The sequence below is a fragment of the Phreatobacter sp. genome, from assembly GCF_016793595.1.
Taxonomy (GTDB): Bacteria; Pseudomonadota; Alphaproteobacteria; order Rhizobiales; family Phreatobacteraceae; genus Phreatobacter.
On the sequence record NZ_JAEULY010000009.1, the window covers coordinates 278,614 to 295,963 of the forward strand.

Genomic DNA, 17,350 nt, shown 5'->3' on the forward strand with positions numbered 1-17,350 from the left:
GCTTTGGTGGAGAATTGCGGCTGCCGCGTGGCAGCCCCCTGCGGCATCTTATGCTTTACGACCCGTTTCCTTTTCGTAACGAGCCTTGTTTTCCGCATTCGGCGGATAGAGGCCGGGCAGCGGAATGCCGTTCTCGACCTGCTGCATGAGCCAGGTTTCGAGATGCTCCTGCGCCTCCGCCGCCTCGACGACCGCTTCGAGCAGATCCTGCGGGATCAGCACCGCGCCGTCGCCGTCGGCGACGATCACGTCGTTCGGGAACACCGCGACGCCGCCGCAGCCGATCGGCTCCTGCCAGCTCACGAAGGTGAGCGCCGCGACCGAAGCCGGGGCCGAGGCGCCCGAGCACCAGACCGGCAGGTTCGTGCCCTTCACGCCGTCGCCGTCGCGCACGACGCCATCGGTGACGAGGGCCGCGACGCCGCGCTTCTTCATGCGCGCGCAGAGGATGTCGCCGAAAACGCCGGCTTCCCTGGAGCCCATGGCGTCGATCACCGCGATCACGCCGTCCGGCATGGCCTCGATGGCGGCGCGGGTCGAAATCGGCGAGGCCCAGCTGGCCGGCGTCGCCAGATCCTCGCGCGCCGGGACGAAGCGCAGCGTGAACGCGCGGCCGACCTGACGCTTGCCCGTATGGCAGAACGGCGTCGTGCCGGCCATCCAGACCTTGCGAAGCCCCTTCTTCAGGAGGACCGTCGTGAGCGTCGCGGTGGTGATGCCTTCGAGCTTCGTCTTGATGGCGGGATCGAGCGGCAGGACGGGCACGTTCGGCAGGGCTTGGGTCATCGGGCGGTCTCGGGACGGCGGAAATGCCAGGTCGCACTCATGCCCGAGCGCTGCTGCGATGTCGAGTTGGCGGGCGGCATGGCCGCATGGCGCGCGTGTCAGGCGACGGCCGCTCGATCCGCCTGATGCCGCCCATCGCCCCGAAGGCGTCGATGCCCATCGGCCGGCGGCCGCAATAGGCGCGACCTCGGCGTCAGATGCCGGCCAGAACATCGGTTGCCTTGTGATCCTCCGAAACACCCTCGGCGATGACGACCACGCCGTCCGAGAAATCCGTCCGAAGCCTCAGGATGTTCTGGTAGGCCGGCGAGCCGTACCATCCGACGAGCGAGGCGCGGTCCGGGAAGGCGATGACGATAATGTCGCCCTTCCAGTCGCCTTCCAGCACGGTCACATTGCCGCCGTGGACGATGAAGCGGCCGCCGAAGGGGGTGAGCGTCGCATCGATCCGCCGGAGATATTCGACGATCTGCGGGCCCATCTGCACGGACCTCAGCTGGGCGATGGCATAGGCGGGGACGGACTGGCTGGTGGCGGTCATTGGTGGTCTCCTCGGCGTCCGGCCCGTGCCGGATCCGAGGGGACCATGACGGGCCGCCCGCACTGAATCGATTACGCGAGAGGTAAGGACCGCCGTCAGGCCATGCGGAAGGGCGACGGGTCGCCGCGCTCGACAATGACCTGCTCATAGGCGCGCGCGGTTGCCCGCCGGTGCTGCCGCCAGATCTCGCCGATGCCGGGCGAAGCGGCACCCAGCGCCACATGAAGCCGCTCCAGCGTCGCCTCGGCCGGCTCGGTGACCGCCGACCGTGCCCATTCCACGCCATCGAGATCGAAACCGTGGCGGGCATTGAGGTGATCGGCGAGCAGGCGGATCGCGCGGATGCGGACGCGGAACTCGAAATCGTCGAGCCGCGCGCATTCGTGCTCCTGTTTGCGGGTCAGAACCTTGGCGACGTCGAGGGGCGGCATGGCGCCAGTGTCGCCCGTCCGCCCACCGGAGAAAACCCGGGCACGACGAAAAAGGGCCGCCCGAAGGCGGCCCCAAGTTCATGAAGAAGATGCACTGCGTCAGAAAATCAGTACCGGGCGACAACTGCCGACGGGCCGGTCGAGAACAGGTAGCTGACGGAGACCGCGACCTGGTGCACTTCAGTGCGAATGCGCGTCTGCGTGAAGGGCGCCCCCAGCGCTGTGTTGCCCGCACGATTCTCGCTGCCGAGATGGATATACTTGTAGTCGAGCCCGGCCACCCAGTTGGGCGTGATCTGGTAGTTCAGGCCACCACCCACGGCGAAGCCCGAGCGGAAGTTGTTGTTGGAGAAGGAGTCGAGACCCGCATTCACGCCGGTCGTCTGGATATTGGCGCCCGCGTAGCCGGCCGACACGTAGAGCAGCGCACGGTCGACGGCGACGCCGAGCCGTCCGGTGACCGTGGTCAGGAAGTTGGTGCGTGTCCCGTAGGTGACTGCGGGATTGAAGGCGCTTACGGCGCTGGCGCGCAGGCTTGCCGCCGAAAGCGCGACATCGAGGCCCAGCACGATGTTGTTGATCTGGTAATTGTAACCGAAATGAACGCCGCCGAGCACCCCGTTGGGCCTCAGGCTGACAGGCTCGGCCGTAAGGCTGACATCCGCCCAGGTCTGCCGACCAAAGCCGCCGCCGAGATGGGCGCCGAGATAGAAGCCGGTCCAGGCATAGGCCGGAGCGACCACCACCGCCGCAACCGCCCCGCGCGGAACGCCGAGGTCGGCCGCATGCGAAACCGAGGTGAAAGCCGCGACAGCAGCGCCAGCAAGAATAAGCTTCTTCATGTCGATCATTCCCTCCGAATACATGACGTAGGGTTATCATCATCCATGCCTTGGGCAGCGTCACTGAATTACCGTCTCCACATATTCGGTCGCGGCGGTGCAAAATAGCCACAGTTCGGCCCGGCGTCGGTCGCGTTCGGCGGACCGGCGCCTCCTGCTCCGAGCCGGAGCCGCAGGAACACGATCGCGAAACAGGGTCGCAGCACGGCGTTCGCCAACGCGACGTTCTCGCGCCGGAACAGTTCGGCCATCTCGTTCATCCCGCGTGCGATGAACGAGGCCGTTGAAGCTGGCCGATCCGCCGCCAGTCGATGAGACCGCTGCCATGCCGAAAACGTCGGCAGCGGCATGGGTGGCGAAGGAGGAGAACGAGCGTCTCAATATCCATGGCCGCGACGCCCCCTCGAGGCCTGCCGGGGCGCGGGTATCAGCTTGTCATGAGTCTGGAGGCGCGCTGGCCTGTCGTGCCGGCAGACATCGAAGGCCATGGCCAGGGGCTGGCGCCGTGCATCGTCCACGAAGCGGACGCTCCGCTACGATTTGAACCGGGAGAAGATGCGGTCAACCGTGTAGCCGAACATCTGTGTCTGCCGCCACGCCGCGCGGGTGTAGTCGCCTCCTGTCACGGCATAGTCGACCCCAACCAGCAACCCGCAGACGACAGCGACGTTGAGGATCCGGACAAGCATGCCTCACGACCCCAATACCCCAACGGCTCATTGAGCCAATAGGCAAGCCTACCGTAGGGGAAGCTATCTGCGCGACCCTCCCCAAGTACCGGTTCGGTCGAACGAAGCTTCGTGGCCGCCGTGAGCTGACGACCTGGCACACGTGACAGACAGGAAAGCCCCGACGACCTCACGCATCCCAGGCTCCTCCGACATGCTGTTCAGGTCGCCGGAGCGGGTGCCCTCCCACATGCCTGGGCGGTTGAGAAGGCGCGGCGTCCCGTAGACCGTCCAGGAGGCCCTCTCAGCGCTCAGGGCCGCCGGGAGCTCTCTCGGGGCGCCGGCGAACCAAGCGCATCAATCGCCCACCAACGCGAACGCCTCGCGTTCGGTGAGGCTGCGGCCCCAGCCTTCAGGTGTTCTCGGATGGTGTTGGTGCTGACCTGCCACTGATTTGTCATCCAGCCGCGGTTAGAGCCTCGTCGGGTTTTGCGCGGGATTGCGCCGTGTTGGTGAGATTGGCGGCATCGACCGCCGGCGGGATGTATCCGAGCGCCGAGTGTGGGCGCAGCTGATTGAGTCGTCAGCCCAGGCCAAGATCCTGATCCTGGCGTGATCGAGCCCGAAGAACAGGCTCTCATTGAGCAGCTCATCGCGCATGCGGCCGTTGAAGCTTTCGCAGAAGCCTTTTTGCATGGGCTTGCCCGGCGCGATGAAGTGCCAGGTGACCCGGTTCTCCTGCGCCCAGGCGAGCATGGCGTTCGAGGTGAACTCCGTTCCATGGTCCGAGACGATCATGCCCGGCTTGCCCGGACGCTCGATCGTGCGGGTACCGGTTTCGGTCCCGGCTTCCATGATGGCCTGCGAGGAACCGCTTCCGACGGCTGGGATCACCACAGAACGGCAGTTGGCCCGGAGGACAGTGCGGAACGAGGCGCGTCACTGGCGCTGTGTCCGATCGGTGCAATCGATCGTTCGGTTCAACACCGATGTCGCGTGACGATCGGCAGAACAGCTGAAGGCGTTGGGTGAGGTCTACTGAGGCCCAACGAAAATGGGCCACCCGAAGGTGGCCCGAGCCGTGAAGAAGTCAAATGCACTGCGGAGAGATCAGTACCGCGCAACGACCGCAGACGAACCGGTGCTGAAGAGGTAGCTCAGACCGAGCCGGACCGTGTGCATGTTGTGCTTGTGCGAGTGCGCGATCAGCGAACCGGTGTCGGGATAGCTGGCGTTTCCAAAGTCGTAGTACCGGTATTCGACACGCGCCGACCAGTTTGGCGCGAACGCGTATTCGACGCCCGCGCCGATGTTCCAGCCGACGCGATTTTGGCGGAACGTCGCGTCCGTCAACGGGCCACCGCCGGTTGGGAACGTGCGATGCCGGTTGTCCGTGAGCGCAAGACCGCCGATCACGTACAGCAGCGCACGATCGACCGCGAGGCCCGCGCGGAGATCGAGCGACCCGAAGGCGTTCGTCCGTCCGGTGAAGGTTCTGCCCGATCCGCCGTCGATGACCGTTCCGCCGATGCTCGCGGCGTTGGCTTCAGCCTGAACGCCCAGAACGAGCATGTTGATCTGATAATTGAAGCCGATATGGACACCACCGAAGATGCCATTGCTTCGCCATGGCCTATCGAAGCCGCCACCAGCGGTGGACCAGCCCTGATGGGCCCATCCGTAGCCGAGCTGCGCGCCAGCGTAGAAGCCGGTCCACGAGAAGGCGGGTGCATAGACCGAAGCCGCGACGGGCCCGCGCGCCGCACCGAGATCGGCGGCTTGCGCGCCGAGGGAGAGCGATGCGACGGCTGCGGTAGCCAGTAGAATCTTCTTCATAGAGTCCCTCCGATGCGATGACGCAGAGGTAGCATGAAATCTCTAGTTAGATGCTTACGTCGATACCCGCGCCGATCGGCGCTCGCAATTGTTACACCAAAGCCACACACTCGGACAGCAGAAGCCTCCGGCGAACAGGAGGCGTCGCTCCTATTCAGTTCGAGATATGCGGATCGAGATAGATGATTGGCGAGATCGCTCCGCGCGGGCGCGGCGGCAGCCGCGTCCCGACATAGAGTTTCCGCACCGCCTCTGGGGCCTCCACCCCGTCGAACGCTTTCCGCTTGGATGACCGTTCGGTCGTTAGACCCGGAAAGTTCTTCGCGTTCGACTCCGCCCACCGGGTCGGCTGATAGACCTTACGAACCAGCCCACCCGACACCGCCAGCACAAATTCGATCTTCTGCACCCGATGGAGCGACACCTTCCAATCGAAACGGGTGGCATCGTACGGAGATCGCGATCCCTGCCGAAAGCTCAGGTTCACGATGATCGCCATCAACCGGTGCTGCGGCACAATCGGGCGAGCCTCGAACACCTCGATGATCTGCTGGAGCGTCGAAACCCCACGGTCGAACGAGTGGTGGCCCCCAGCGATGTTGGTCAGATCGGGATAAGCTTGGATCAGCGCCGCCTCGACCTGACACGCTTCTTTCGAGCTGAGGCCATGCCGGTGGATCACGTGGCCCACCTCCAGCCCCGCTGAACGGATCGCGTGAATCCGCTCGATCTTCGCCGGCATCGCCTCCGCTTCGGGCTCGATCGTCAGCGCCCCCCGGACGTGCGCCAGCAGCCGTTCGCCCTGCCCTTTGCCAACGTAGAACGTCGCACCGTCCCGAGGATCGATCAGCCGATAAACGTAGAACCCCAGCTTCTCCGCGACACCGGGGGTGAACCGGACGGACGCGATGTCGGTCATGCGGGCGCGCTCGAATCGTTTCCTCGCCTCAATGCTACCGCAGCACCAGCGCCGCCACGCCACCCGCCGATCCGCCGTTCAATCGTACCGATCAATGATCGAGAACGATGGAGACGCGCTGGTCAGTACGTCCAAGCAGGCCCATCCTGTGATGAACCGGTAGTGGGTCTTCTCCCCAAGCCCCGCCTTGAATAACTCTGACTGGACACGGGCGAAAAGAGCCCCCTCCATCCGATATGCGAAGTGCTCCGAAACGAGCCCCTCGTTCGGCGTGACATCATCCTCTGTGCTCAACGGCATTTCGTCCAGAATCCGCACGATGCACTGGCGATCGAATGAGATGCGGAGCAGATGGAACTCGTCGTGCGGGATGATGAAGTCCGCGCGGATGCCTCTGGTCTCCCACTGGAACCCCACGAGGTCACTATCGCTGGCTTGGATCGGCACGCCCACGTCAAACGGTTGGTATTTCGGCATCGCGTCTCACTGTCCAGCTTCGCCCGTCGCGGGTGCAGTAGACGAGATACTCAGCGTTCGGACCCCGCTGACCGTCACGGGTGCGCCACCAGAACTCACCACAGCCACGGGCCTGCTGCGTCGCCAGCAGGAACGCGCACAAAAAAAATTGGCGAATTGCGCCATCGCGCTGATCTCCGACCCGCAGCGCCGTTCTGCCGCGAATCTCCCGACCGACAGAAACGAAAAAGGCGGGCCTGAGCCCGCCTTTTCTTTGCACAAACCCCGGCTCTCGCCTCGGCTTCCCAAGTGAAAACAATCACTTAGGAGGGGTTGGTGCGGTCGAGAGGACTCGAACCTCCACTCGGTTAAGAACTGCCACCTCAAGGCAGCGCGTCTACCAATTCCGCCACGACCGCATGCCGGTTGCCCAGCGAGGCGGCTGTCTAGCAGAGCGTTTCCCGCGCCGCAAGCCGCCAGAGGCACCCTGTGGGAAGCCTCATTCAAACTCCATGATGACGGCGTCCACCGCGAGGCTGTCGCCGGGCTTGGCGGCGATGGATTTGACCTTGCCGTCGCGCTCGGCGCGCAGCACGTTCTCCATCTTCATGGCCTCGACGACGCAGAGTGCCTCGCCCGCCTTGACCTCCTGGCCGACCGCCACCGCGATCGATTTGACGAGGCCCGGCATCGGGCAGGTCAGCTTCTTGCCCGAATCGGCGGCGACCTTGACCGGCATCAGCGCGGCAAGCTCGGCCTCCCGGCGCGTATAGACGTGGGCGGTGGCCGCGATGCCGCGATAGGCGAGCCTGACGCCATTCGGCACGGTGCGCACCAGCACGTTGACCGGCTGGCCGTCCACCTGCCCCGAGAAGACCGGCTGCCCCGGCGTCCAGGACGAGACCACCGTGTGGGTCGCGGTTTCCGTTCCGCCCGGTCCGTCGAACAGGCGCACCGCGATCCGGCCGTCCTCGTCGATGACCTCGGCGTCGTGGCGCTGGTCGCCGAGCAGCACGACGCGCTCGCGATCGAAGGCGACACGGTGGCCCTGGCGCATCTGGCCGGAAATCTTGCGCTTCCGCGCGTTTTGGAGGTGGTCGATGAAGGCCGCGACGGCCGCCATCACACCCGCGGCCGCGCCTTCCGGCACACGCGGCTTGAAGCCTTCCGGATATTCCTCGGCGATGAAGCCGGTCGAGAGTTCGCCCGACTGCCAGCGCGGATGCTGCATCAGCGCCGAGAGGAACGGGATGTTGTGCTGAATGCCGTCGATGGCGAAGGCGTCGAGCGCGTCGGCCTGCGCGGCGATGGCCTTGGCGCGGGTCGGCGCCCAGGAGACGAGCTTGGCGATCATCGGGTCGTAGTAGAGCGATATCTCGCCGCCCTCGCCTACGCCGGTATCGTTGCGCACGATGGCCTCGCCCGCCTTGCCCTCGACGGGCGGACGGTAGGTCACGAGGCGGCCAATGGAGGGCAGGAAGTTGCGGAACGGGTCCTCGGCATAGATGCGGCTCTCCACCGCCCAGCCGTTCAGCTTCACCTTGTCCTGGCTGATCCGGAGCTTCTCGCCATAGGCGACGCGGATCATCTCCTCGACGAGGTCGATGCCGGTGATCATCTCGGTGACCGGATGCTCGACCTGCAGGCGGGTGTTCATTTCGAGGAAGTAGAACGACTTGTCCTGCCCCGCGACGAATTCGACCGTGCCGGCCGAGTCGTAGTTCACAGCCTTGGCGAGGGCGACGGCCTGCTCGCCCATGGCGCGGCGCGTCGCCTCGTCCAGAAGCGGCGACGGCGCTTCCTCGATGACCTTCTGGTTGCGCCGCTGGATCGAGCACTCGCGCTCGCCGAGATAGACGACGTTGCCGTGCTTGTCGCCGAGGACCTGGATCTCGATGTGGCGCGGGTTGACGATGAACTTCTCGACGAAGACGCGGTCGTCGCCGAACGAGGACTTCGCCTCGGACTTGGCCAGCGCGAAGCCTTCGGCCACCTCGCCGGCGGAATGGGCGATGCGCATGCCCTTGCCGCCGCCGCCGGCGGAGGCCTTGATCATCACGGGATAGCCGATCTCGTCGGCGATGCGGGTCGCATGGGCCGCATCCTCGATCACGCCGAGGAAGCCCGGCACGGTCGAGACCTTGGCCGCGGCCGCCGCCTTCTTCGATTCGATCTTGTCGCCCATGGCCGCGATGGCGTGCGGGTTGGGACCGATGAAGACGATGCCGTTTTCCTCCAGCGCGCGGGCGAAAGCCTCGCGCTCGGAGAGGAAGCCATAGCCGGGATGGATCGCCTCGGCGCCGGTCTGTTTCGCCGCCGCGATGATCTTGTCGATGATCAGGTAGCTTTCGGCCGCCGGGGCCGGACCGATATGCACGGCCTCGTCGGCCATCTCGACATGCATGGCGTCGCGGTCGGCGTCGGAATAGACGGCCACCGTCGCAATGCCCATCTTCCTGGCGGTCTTGATCACGCGGCAGGCGATCTCGCCGCGGTTGGCGATCAGGATCTTCTTGAACATGCAGGAAGTTCTTTCAGGCAGCACGCAAAAGGAGCGGAAGGACGGGTTCTAGAGCGTGGCCCGCCCGCCCGTCCACTCCGCTAATGGGATGACAAACGGTTCAGGTCGCCCGCAGGGTATCGCAACCATCGTGCCAGCCGGCGCATCGGCGGCGCGAGGCAACTCAGATCCAGCCATTCTTGCGGAAGCGCCAGAACAGGACACTGCAAATGGAGGCGATGACCACCAGAACCGCGTGGTAGCCGAACCAAAGCTCCGTCTCCGGCATGTATTTGAAGTTCATGCCGTAGATGCCGGCGATCGCGGTCGGCACGGCGAGGATCGCCGCCCAGCCGGCGAGCCGCTTGGCGATGGCGTTTTCCTGGCTCTGGCCGATCAGCAGGCTCGCCTCGAAGGCGAAGGCGAGCACTTCGCGCAGGCTGTCGATCTTCTCCTGCACGGTGCGTACGTGGTCGGTCACGTCGCGGAAGGCGGGGCCCATCCCCGCGCTGATCTGCGGCAGTTCGCCGTTGCTCAAACGCCGGCAGACCTCCACCAGCGGTCCTATGGCGTTACGCAGGCGCAGGAGGTCGCGGCGAAGCATGTAGAGGCGTTCGACATCGGCGCGCGCCATGGGTTTTTCCAGCACCCGGTCCTCGATGGCCTCCACCTCATCGTGCATGGACTCCAGCACGGGCATGTAGTTGTCGACGATGAAATCGAGGATCGCATAGAGGATGAAGTCCTCGCCGCGCGCCAGCGATGTCGGGCAGGTCTCCCAGTGCTGGCGCACCGCCGCATAGGAGGTCGAGGCGCCGTGGCGCACGCTCACCGTATAGCCCTTGCCGACGAAGATATGCGTTTCGCCGAAGGCGATCCGGCCGCCGATCATCTGCGCGGTGCGGGCGACGACGAACAGCGCGTCGCCATATTGCTCCAGCTTCGGCCGCTGGTGCGCGTGCTCGGCGTCCTCGATGGCGAGGTCATGCAGGCCGAACTGCGCCTGCACCCGGTGCAGGAGGTCGCGATCGGGTTCCAGCAGGCCGATCCAGACGACGTGGCCGGGTTTCCTGGCCCATTCGCCGGCCTCGTCGACGGAAATGTCCGCGACACGCCTGCCATCGACATAGGCGCTGGACGCGACCACGCCCGCGGGAACCGGGGCGGGGGCGGCCCGCTGCGACGGGACTGCGCTGGCAAGCTGCATCGTTTCCCCCGTTTCTTTATCGCGCGGAGCCGCCGTCGAGGGCGGCTCCCGGCAATCCTAGCACGGCGGGGAGATTCCGCGCAGGCCGCCCCTCGGGCTCAGCCGCGCAGGGGTTTCAGCGCGCCGGTCCACTTGTGGAGCTCGTCGAGCATCAGCGTCGCGCCCTGCTTCATCGGGTCGTTCGGCGTGAAGACGCCGTCCTGGCCGATGAACTGAGCGAAGTTCGGCACCGGAACGCCCTCCGGGATCGGCATCATCTTGAGGGTCGTAACGATGGAGCGGGCGATCTGCGCTGCGCGCAGGCCGCCGGAAATGCCGCCGTAGGAGACGATGCCCAGCGGCTTGTAGTTCCACTCGGCGGCCAGATAGGTCAGCGCGTTGAGCAGCGAGGGCGGCGGGGCGTAATTATACTCCGGCGAGACGAAGACGAAGGCGTCGGCGGCCTTGACGCTCGCGCTCCAGCGCTTGGTGTGCTCGTGCTCGTACTGGCCGAGCCGCGGGTGCTTCGGCTCGTCGAAGACCGGCAGCTTGAAATCCGCGAGGTCGATGAGCGTCGCGTCGAACCTGCCGTGGGCAACCGCATGGTCGTGGAACCAGTTGGCGACGGTCGGGCCAACGCGGTTCGGGCGCGTCGAGGCGATGATCGTATGGAGCTTGAAGGTCATTCGCGGGTCCTGCGGGAGAATTCGACGGAAACGGCCGCTGGCGCGGCGCGGTGCATACTGAAAGCCTTGACGCAGCGCAGCAAGCGCCGCGCATCGCAACGAAATCACGTCCGGTTGAAGATCGGGTTCAGGGGATGGCCCGCAATTCGCTGTCGCGGCCGACGAGACGGCCCAGCGTGCGCAGCCGGTTGGCGAGACGCTCGCCGGCAAGACCCGCGAGATCGCCGGCGAGCGGCAGCACCAGCCGCCTCTCCTCAACCGTCAGCGGCGCGCGCGGCAATGCCCCCGGCATGGCGGCGGAGACGAGATAGGCGACGCGCATGGCCGCGCCGAGGATGCGCGCGCGGTCGAGCAGCCTGACGCCGACCAGTTCGCGGATGCGCGGCGACATGAACTCGTCCATCAGCCCTTCGTGCCGGTAGAAGCTCGCCAGCGCGATATAGGCGCGTCCGGGGTGGTCGACCCCGACGAAATTGGCATGGGCGATGATGTTGAGGCTCTGCTCGCCGCGATAGTCGGGATGGGCGCGCCAGCCGATATCGGCGAGCAGGCAGGCGGCGTGGCGCAGCCGCCGCTCCTCCGGCGTCTCCTCGAGGTGCGCGACCTCCATGAACCTGTCGGTCCAGGCGATCAGTTCCTCCCCATGGCGGGGCGAACGGGAGCGCAGCAGGCAGAGTTCGCGCGCGGCCGCTATCAGCGGGTCCTGCGCCCGCTCCTCGTCGTCGAGCAGCGAATAGAGCAGGCCTTCGCGCACCCCGAGCACGGAAATGACCACCTGGTCGACCCGCGCCGCCCGAACCACGGCCTCCAGCACCAGCGCGCCATAGGCGAGCAGCGGGCGGCGGCTCTCCGCCACCACGTCGATACGGGCGATGGAATCGGTCGGCTGACGCGAGACGAGGTAGCAGAAGTCGGCGATCTCCTTCCCCGACAGCGCATAGCCGTGCATGACGTTGAGCGGATAGCCGCGCTGGGCCATGTGGAGCTTGGCGAGCGAGCGCCAGGTGCCGCCGACGGCGAAGAAGGTCTGGCCCTTGCCCTTCTTCAGAAGCTCCACCTTGCCGACCAGCTTGGCCGCGATCCGCTCGGCCTTCTTGATCGAGTGGCCGGACGTGTCCTGCAGCGCGAGGCCGCCGAGCGGCAGGGTGACCCCCTCGCCGATACGGCCGTTCTTCAGGCCGACCAGTTCCAGCGAACCGCCACCGAGATCGCCGACGATGCCGGTCGGGTTGTGCATGCCCGACACGACCCCGAGGGCGGCGAAATGCGCCTCCTCACGACCGGACAGGAGGCGCAGCGGCACGCCGCAGATCTCCTCGCAGGCCGCGATGAAATCCGAACCGTTCTTCGCGTCGCGCACCGCGGCCGTCGCCAGCACGTGCAGTTCGCCGACGCGCAGCTGCCGGCAGAGAGCGCGGAAGCGGCGGATCGAGGCCAGCGCCCGCGCCACCGCATCGTCGGCGAGCCGGCCCGATGTCAGCACGTTGCGCCCGAGGCCGCACAGCGCCTTTTCGTTGAAGATCGGCGTCGGCGAGCGGGTCAGCGCCTCGTAGACGACGAGGCGGACCGAATTCGACCCGATATCGATGACCCCGATGGTCGGCCCGAGCTGCAAGCGGCCCGGGGCGATCTCGAAGACGTCAGCCACCTGCTCGCTCGCTCCGGCTCGCGAAGCGACGGGGAGACGATTCCTTGAGCGATTTTCCACGTCCGGACAGGCTCGGATTGGTCATGAAATACTTGTGGGCGTTGAAAGCCTCTTCGCCTTCGGCGGGCTTGATACGCTCGGCGGTTCCGTCGGGCAAGAGACGCCAGCTCTGCTGGTTGTCCTTGAAGTTGGCGACCATGATCTGGTCCAGTGCCTGTTCGTGGACGGTCGGATTGGCCAGCGGGCACAGGGCCTCGACACGCCGGTCGAGATTGCGCGGCATCAGGTCCGCGGAGGAAATGTAGACGTGCGCCTTGGGATGCGGCAGGCCATAGCCGCCGCCGAAGGCATAGATGCGCGTGTGTTCGAGGAACCGCCCGACGATCGATTTCGCGCGGATATTGTCCGAGAGGCCGGGCAGGCCCGGCCGCAGGCAGCAGATGCCGCGCACCACCAGATCGATCTGCACGCCCTCCTGGCTGGCGTCGTAGAGCGCGTCGATCAGGACGGGATCGACCAGCGAATTCATCTTCAGCCAGATCTGCGCCGGCTTGCCGGCCCTGGCGAAGGCGATTTCCTCGGCGATGTGGTCCAGCAGCTTCTTCTTCAGGTTCAACGGCGATATCGCCATCGCCTCCAGTTCCTGCGGCTCGGCATAGCCGGTGATGAAGTTGAAGATGCGCGCGACATCGCGGCCGATGGCCTTGTCGTCGGTGAAATAGGACAGGTCCGTGTAGATCTTGGCGGTGATCGGGTGGTAGTTGCCCGTGCCGACATGGCAATAGGTGTTGAGGCTCTCGCCCTCGCGCCGGATCACCATGGACAGCTTGGCGTGGGTCTTCAGCTCGATGAAGCCGAAGACCACCTGCACGCCGGCCCGTTCAAGGTCGCGCGCCCAGCGGATATTGGCTTCCTCGTCGAAGCGGGCCTTCAGCTCCACCAGCGCGGTGACTGACTTGCCGGCCTCGGCGGCCTCCTGCAGCGCCTTGACGATCGGCGAGTCCGAGGAGGTGCGGTAGAGCGTCTGCTTGATGGCGACGACATTGGGATCGCGCGCCGCCTGGTTGAGGAACTGCACCACCACGTCGAAGCTCTCGTAGGGGTGGTGGACGACAAGGTCCTTCTGGCGGATCGCCGCGAAACAGTCGCCGCCCTGGTCGCGGATGCGCTCGGGGTAGCGCGGCGCATAGGGCACGAATTTCAGGTCGGGCCGGTCCAGCGCCACGAGCTGCGACAGTTCGTTCAGCGCCAGAACGCCTTCGACCCGGAAAATCTCGTCGTCGACGACGCCGAGGGCCGTCGCGATGAAGTGCCGGAGGTCGTCCGGCATGCCGGCTTCGGCCTCGAGGCGGATGACCGAACCGCGGCGGCGACGCTTCAGCGCGGATTCGAAATGGCGGACGAGGTCCTCGGCCTCTTCCTCGATTTCAAGATCGCTATCGCGGATGATGCGGAAGGAGCCCTGCCCTTTCACGGTGTAGCCGGGGAACAGGCGGTTGATGAACAGGCCGACCGTCTGTTCCAGCGTGATGAAGCGGCGCGCGCCGGTCTCCGCGAGGTCGGGCAGCTTGATGAAGCGCTCGATCTTCGCGGGCACGCGGATGAGCGCGCGCATCGCCCGCGCATCGCTCATGCGCTGCAGCGACAGCGCCATGGTGAAGCCGAGATTGGGAATGAACGGGAACGGGTGGGCCGGGTCGATGGCGAGCGGCGTCAGCACCGGGAAGACGTGACCGAGGAAGTGGTCCTCCAGCCAGGCCCGCTCGGCCTTGGTCAGGTCCGGCGCATCGACCAGCACGATGCCCTCGTGCAGAAGCTCTTCGCGCAGTTCGCGCCAGCGCTTCTGCTGGTCGGAGGCGAGACCTGCGACCGCCTCGGAGATCTTCACCAGCTGCTCCGCCGGCGTCAGGCCGTCGGGCGACAGCGCCGTCAGGCCGGCCAGCACCTGCCCGCGAAGGCCGGCGACGCGCACCATGAAGAACTCGTCGAGATTGTTGGCCGAGATCGACAGGAAACGGAGCTGTTCAAGCAGCGGATGGTTGCGATTGGAGGCCTCCTCCATCACCCGCCGGTTGAACTGGAGCCAGGACAGTTCGCGGTTGATGAACCGCGCCGGCAGGTGGCGCAGGGTAATCGCCGCATGCCCCGGCGCGCCGTTTGCGGCCGTCCCGGCCTTGGCGTCGGCCGCCGGTTTGGCCTCGGAGGCCGGGGCAGACTTTGCCCGCGCGGCTTCCTTCCTGGTTTCGAGCGTCGCCATGTCATCCTCGCCGGGTGTCGCGCACCCTTTCAGCCGTCCGGCCTGAACCGACCCTTTGGGCCGCCATCATGACGCCGCTGTGACCATCTTCAAAGTGCGGGGCTCGCCGCCGCACGACAACCGCTCAGATCAGATTCGGTTGCATGACGCGGTCGAGAACCTGTGCGGCGAGAGGTCGCGTCAATCGCCGGCCGGTTTCCAGCGCCTCGCGGTCGATGGCGGCGACGAGCCGGCGGGCAGCATCGAGCGAGCGCTCCATGCGGCGGGCGAGAAACTCCACCACCTCGCTGTCGACCAGCAGCTGCCGGTCCGCGAACAGCTTGACGAGGACGGCGCGCAGCAGCCCGTCCTCGGGTTCGGCGAGAGTGACGGCCGGCAGCGCGCGCAGGCGCGAGGCAAGGTCCTTCAGCCCGACGCCCCAGGCGACCGGCGCCTCGCGCGCCGTGATCAGCACGAAGGCGTCCTCCTCTTTCGCGGCGTTGATCAGGTGGAACAGCGACACTTCCGAGGTCTTCGGCCCGGCATCCTCCAGGAGCAGCGCGCCGGTGGCCAGCGCATCGGCCGGCGCGGTGCCGGCGAGGTCGCGGGCGGCGAGCCTGCGGGCGCCCGACAGGTCCGCCCAGATCGCGCCGAGATGGCTTTTTCCCGCGCCCGGCGGGCCGACCAGCGCCACGACGCGCGCCGGCCAGTCGGGCCAGGATTCCACCAGTTTCAGGGCCTCCGCGTTGCAGGCGGCTTCCAGAAAATCGTCGCGGGCAAGGCTTTCGGGCAGGGCCAGGTCCAGCGCCATCTGGCGGGGACCCGCCCTCGGCGCGGACGGAACCATCTCAACTCTCCGGCGGCGCCGGCCCACGGGGCGGCAGAACCTGCGGCATGCCCGTATAGAGCGGGCTTGCGAGGTACTGCCGGATGGCAAAGCGCGTCAAGACGCCGACGGAGGCAGCGAGCGGCACGGCAAGCAGCAGCCCGGCGAAACCGAACAGCGCGCCGAAGGCGAACAGCGCGAACATCAGCCAGACCGGATGCAGGCCGACGGATTCACCGACGAGGTTCGGATAGAGGACATAGGACTCGAAGAAGATGCCGACGCCGAAAATGCCGAGGATGACCAGCACCATGGTCCAGTCCGGCCAGAACTGCACGATGGCGACGCCCACCGCCAGCGTCAGGCCGGCAACCGAGCCGACATAGGGGATGAACGACAGGAAACCGGTGCCGAGCCCGATCAGCAGGCCGAAATTGAGCCCGGCGCCCGACAGGGAGACGCCATAGAAGATCATCAGGATGACGCAGACCGTCGCCTGCCCGCGCACGAATCCGGCCATGGCGATGTTCATTTCGCGCATCAGGCCGAGGATCGTCTCGCGATGATGCAGCGGCAGCCAGGAATCGACCTTTTCCATCATGCGCGGCCAGTCCTTCAGCAGATAGAAGGCGACGACCGGCGTGATGACCGACAGCGCGAACAGGTAGAGGAACGTCGTGCCGCCGGTCCACAGGCTTTGCTGGACGAAGCCGGCGAGCCATCCCGTCGACTGGGTGACGACATCGGCGACGGAGCGCGAGACATCCGGCAGACGCTCGCCCAGCACGCGCTGGAGCCATTCGCGGTTCTGCTCGGTCGCCAGCGCCTGCAGCTGGACGACATAGCTCGGCAGCCGCGCGACGAAGGCCGTCAGCTGATTGGCGAGCACCGGCACGATCAACACCGCGAGAACCACGAAGACGACCACGAAAGCGCCGATGACGGCGATGGCGCCGAAGGCTCTGGGAATGCCGACGCGCGCCAGCCGACTCACCACGGGATCGAGAAAATAGGCGAGCGCGAGGCCGGCGATGAACGGCAGCAGGATGCCGCGAAGCACGTAAAGCGCCAGCGCGATCGCGAGCAGTCCGCCGATCCAGAATCCGACCTGTCTCTGCAGCGTCAAGGGCGGTCCTTCAGGCGAGCGGCGGCCGGGCTGGTCACGCTGCAGGGAAGGTCGCAGGCGAAGGCGGCGCTTTCAAGGGGCGGCCCAGCGCGACTTTCGGACCTCAGCTCGACATGTGCCGGGTCCAGGCCACCAGATAGGCTCCCGCGGAAGCCAGCGTCAGCGCCGCCACGGCCCACATGACCACGAGGATCGCCCAGTCGAGGTCGATCTTCAGCCCCTTGGCGGCAAGAACCAGCGCCGCGAAGACGATCTGCGCGGCAGTATTGGCCTTGGACACCATCAGCGGGTGGATCGGCAGGGGTTTCTCGACCAGCGTCGACAGAACCACGGCACCGACGATCATGATGTCGCGGGAGACGACGAGGATCGCGACCCAGGGCGGGATGAAGCCGAAAATCGCCAGCGACACGTAGATCGAGACGATCAGCGTCTTGTCGGCGAGCGGGTCGAGATAGGCCCCGAGCTCGGTCTGCTGGTTGAAGTGCTTGGCAATGTAGCCATCGACGGCGTCGGTCACGCCAGCCAGGACGAAAGCGGCAAGCGCAATCCCCATCTGCCCTTGCGATATGGCCCAGACGACGACGGGCACTAGCAGGATGCGGAGAAGCGTCAGTAGGTTCGGAATATTCACGTGCGCGTTGTCGCGATGGCCCCCGGGAA

Annotated in this window: 16 protein-coding genes, 1 tRNA gene and 1 pseudogene; all 18 read right to left on the minus strand. The window is 66.1% G+C overall.

Features of this window, described 5'->3' with window-relative positions:
- Window positions 1-48: 48 nt before the first annotated feature.
- Window positions 49-786 (minus strand): ribonuclease activity regulator RraA, encoded by a 738-nt coding sequence (locus JNK84_RS12350; RefSeq protein WP_293424477.1) that lies wholly within the window; start codon window positions 784-786, stop codon window positions 49-51.
- A 193-nt stretch (window positions 787-979) separates the two neighbouring features.
- Window positions 980-1,327, minus strand: coding sequence for a DUF1330 domain-containing protein (locus JNK84_RS12355; RefSeq protein WP_293424479.1), 348 nt, complete (start codon window positions 1,325-1,327; stop codon window positions 980-982).
- A gap of 95 nt (window positions 1,328-1,422) precedes the next feature.
- On the minus strand, window positions 1,423-1,758 hold the full coding sequence (locus JNK84_RS12360; protein WP_293424481.1) for a hypothetical protein: 336 nt from the start codon (window positions 1,756-1,758) through the stop codon (window positions 1,423-1,425).
- 107 nt (window positions 1,759-1,865) lie between these two features.
- A complete protein-coding gene (locus JNK84_RS12365; protein ID WP_293424482.1) occupies window positions 1,866-2,600 on the minus strand; it encodes an outer membrane protein in 735 nt (244 codons plus the stop codon).
- Window positions 2,601-3,133: 533 nt separating this feature from the next.
- Window positions 3,134-3,289, minus strand: a complete 156-nt coding sequence (locus tag JNK84_RS12370; RefSeq protein WP_293424483.1) for a hypothetical protein — start codon at window positions 3,287-3,289, stop codon at window positions 3,134-3,136.
- A gap of 436 nt (window positions 3,290-3,725) precedes the next feature.
- A pseudogene (locus JNK84_RS12375) lies at window positions 3,726-4,099 on the minus strand (transposase family protein); the annotation flags it as partial.
- 279 nt (window positions 4,100-4,378) lie between these two features.
- Window positions 4,379-5,104: an outer membrane protein gene (locus JNK84_RS12380; protein WP_293424484.1), complete on the minus strand. Its 726-nt coding sequence runs from the start codon at window positions 5,102-5,104 to the stop codon at window positions 4,379-4,381.
- Between the two features lie 154 nt (window positions 5,105-5,258).
- Entirely contained in the window at window positions 5,259-6,023 is a 765-nt protein-coding gene (locus JNK84_RS12385) for an LEM-3-like GIY-YIG domain-containing protein (protein WP_293424486.1), read from the minus strand.
- A 78-nt stretch (window positions 6,024-6,101) separates the two neighbouring features.
- Window positions 6,102-6,500 (minus strand): hypothetical protein, encoded by a 399-nt coding sequence (locus JNK84_RS12390; protein WP_293424488.1) that lies wholly within the window; start codon window positions 6,498-6,500, stop codon window positions 6,102-6,104.
- 313 nt (window positions 6,501-6,813) lie between these two features.
- A tRNA-Leu gene (locus tag JNK84_RS12395) sits at window positions 6,814-6,898 on the minus strand.
- An 80-nt stretch (window positions 6,899-6,978) separates the two neighbouring features.
- Window positions 6,979-9,000: an acetyl-CoA carboxylase biotin carboxylase subunit gene (locus JNK84_RS12400; protein ID WP_293424491.1), complete on the minus strand. Its 2,022-nt coding sequence runs from the start codon at window positions 8,998-9,000 to the stop codon at window positions 6,979-6,981.
- A gap of 163 nt (window positions 9,001-9,163) precedes the next feature.
- The gene (locus tag JNK84_RS12405; RefSeq protein WP_293424493.1) at window positions 9,164-10,186 is read right to left on the minus strand and encodes a magnesium and cobalt transport protein CorA; all 1,023 of its coding nucleotides are present in this window, start codon (window positions 10,184-10,186) and stop codon (window positions 9,164-9,166) included.
- A 98-nt stretch (window positions 10,187-10,284) separates the two neighbouring features.
- A complete protein-coding gene (locus tag JNK84_RS12410) occupies window positions 10,285-10,851 on the minus strand; it encodes an NADPH-dependent FMN reductase (protein ID WP_293424495.1) in 567 nt (188 codons plus the stop codon).
- A gap of 127 nt (window positions 10,852-10,978) precedes the next feature.
- Window positions 10,979-12,499 carry an exopolyphosphatase gene (ppx, locus tag JNK84_RS12415; RefSeq protein ID WP_293424497.1) on the minus strand — a complete coding sequence of 507 codons (1,521 nt, stop codon included), beginning with the start codon at window positions 12,497-12,499 and terminating at the stop codon, window positions 10,979-10,981.
- Window positions 12,492-14,756, minus strand: a complete 2,265-nt coding sequence (locus JNK84_RS12420) for an RNA degradosome polyphosphate kinase (RefSeq protein WP_293424499.1) — start codon at window positions 14,754-14,756, stop codon at window positions 12,492-12,494. Before JNK84_RS12420 ends, ppx begins: the two co-directional genes overlap by 8 nt.
- 124 nt (window positions 14,757-14,880) lie before the next feature.
- Window positions 14,881-15,582, minus strand: a complete 702-nt coding sequence (locus tag JNK84_RS12425; protein WP_293424501.1) for an HdaA/DnaA family protein — start codon at window positions 15,580-15,582, stop codon at window positions 14,881-14,883.
- Window position 15,583: 1 nt separating this feature from the next.
- Window positions 15,584-16,687 (minus strand): AI-2E family transporter, encoded by a 1,104-nt coding sequence (locus tag JNK84_RS12430; protein ID WP_293424503.1) that lies wholly within the window; start codon window positions 16,685-16,687, stop codon window positions 15,584-15,586.
- 103 nt (window positions 16,688-16,790) lie between these two features.
- Window positions 16,791-17,321, minus strand: coding sequence for a CDP-alcohol phosphatidyltransferase family protein (locus JNK84_RS12435; protein ID WP_293424505.1), 531 nt, complete (start codon window positions 17,319-17,321; stop codon window positions 16,791-16,793).
- Window positions 17,322-17,350: the final 29 nt, after the last annotated feature.

Excerpts from the sequence above, each read along its gene's own strand:
- JNK84_RS12350 (WP_293424477.1), bottom strand. The coding sequence starts at position 786 with ATGACCCAAGCCCTGCCGAACGTGCCCGTCCTGCCGCTCGATCCCGCC.
- JNK84_RS12355 (WP_293424479.1), bottom strand. The coding sequence starts at position 1,327 with ATGACCGCCACCAGCCAGTCCGTCCCCGCCTATGCCATCGCCCAGCTG.
- JNK84_RS12360 (WP_293424481.1), bottom strand. The coding sequence starts at position 1,758 with ATGCCGCCCCTCGACGTCGCCAAGGTTCTGACCCGCAAACAGGAGCAC.
- JNK84_RS12365 (WP_293424482.1), bottom strand. The coding sequence starts at position 2,600 with ATGAAGAAGCTTATTCTTGCTGGCGCTGCTGTCGCGGCTTTCACCTCG.
- JNK84_RS12370 (WP_293424483.1), bottom strand. The coding sequence starts at position 3,289 with ATGCTTGTCCGGATCCTCAACGTCGCTGTCGTCTGCGGGTTGCTGGTT.
- JNK84_RS12380 (WP_293424484.1), bottom strand. The coding sequence starts at position 5,104 with ATGAAGAAGATTCTACTGGCTACCGCAGCCGTCGCATCGCTCTCCCTC.
- JNK84_RS12385 (WP_293424486.1), bottom strand. The coding sequence starts at position 6,023 with ATGACCGACATCGCGTCCGTCCGGTTCACCCCCGGTGTCGCGGAGAAG.
- JNK84_RS12390 (WP_293424488.1), bottom strand. The coding sequence starts at position 6,500 with ATGCCGAAATACCAACCGTTTGACGTGGGCGTGCCGATCCAAGCCAGC.
- JNK84_RS12400 (WP_293424491.1), bottom strand. The coding sequence starts at position 9,000 with ATGTTCAAGAAGATCCTGATCGCCAACCGCGGCGAGATCGCCTGCCGC.
- JNK84_RS12405 (WP_293424493.1), bottom strand. The coding sequence starts at position 10,186 with ATGCAGCTTGCCAGCGCAGTCCCGTCGCAGCGGGCCGCCCCCGCCCCG.
- JNK84_RS12410 (WP_293424495.1), bottom strand. The coding sequence starts at position 10,851 with ATGACCTTCAAGCTCCATACGATCATCGCCTCGACGCGCCCGAACCGC.
- JNK84_RS12420 (WP_293424499.1), bottom strand. The coding sequence starts at position 14,756 with ATGGCGACGCTCGAAACCAGGAAGGAAGCCGCGCGGGCAAAGTCTGCC.
- JNK84_RS12425 (WP_293424501.1), bottom strand. The coding sequence starts at position 15,582 with ATGGTTCCGTCCGCGCCGAGGGCGGGTCCCCGCCAGATGGCGCTGGAC.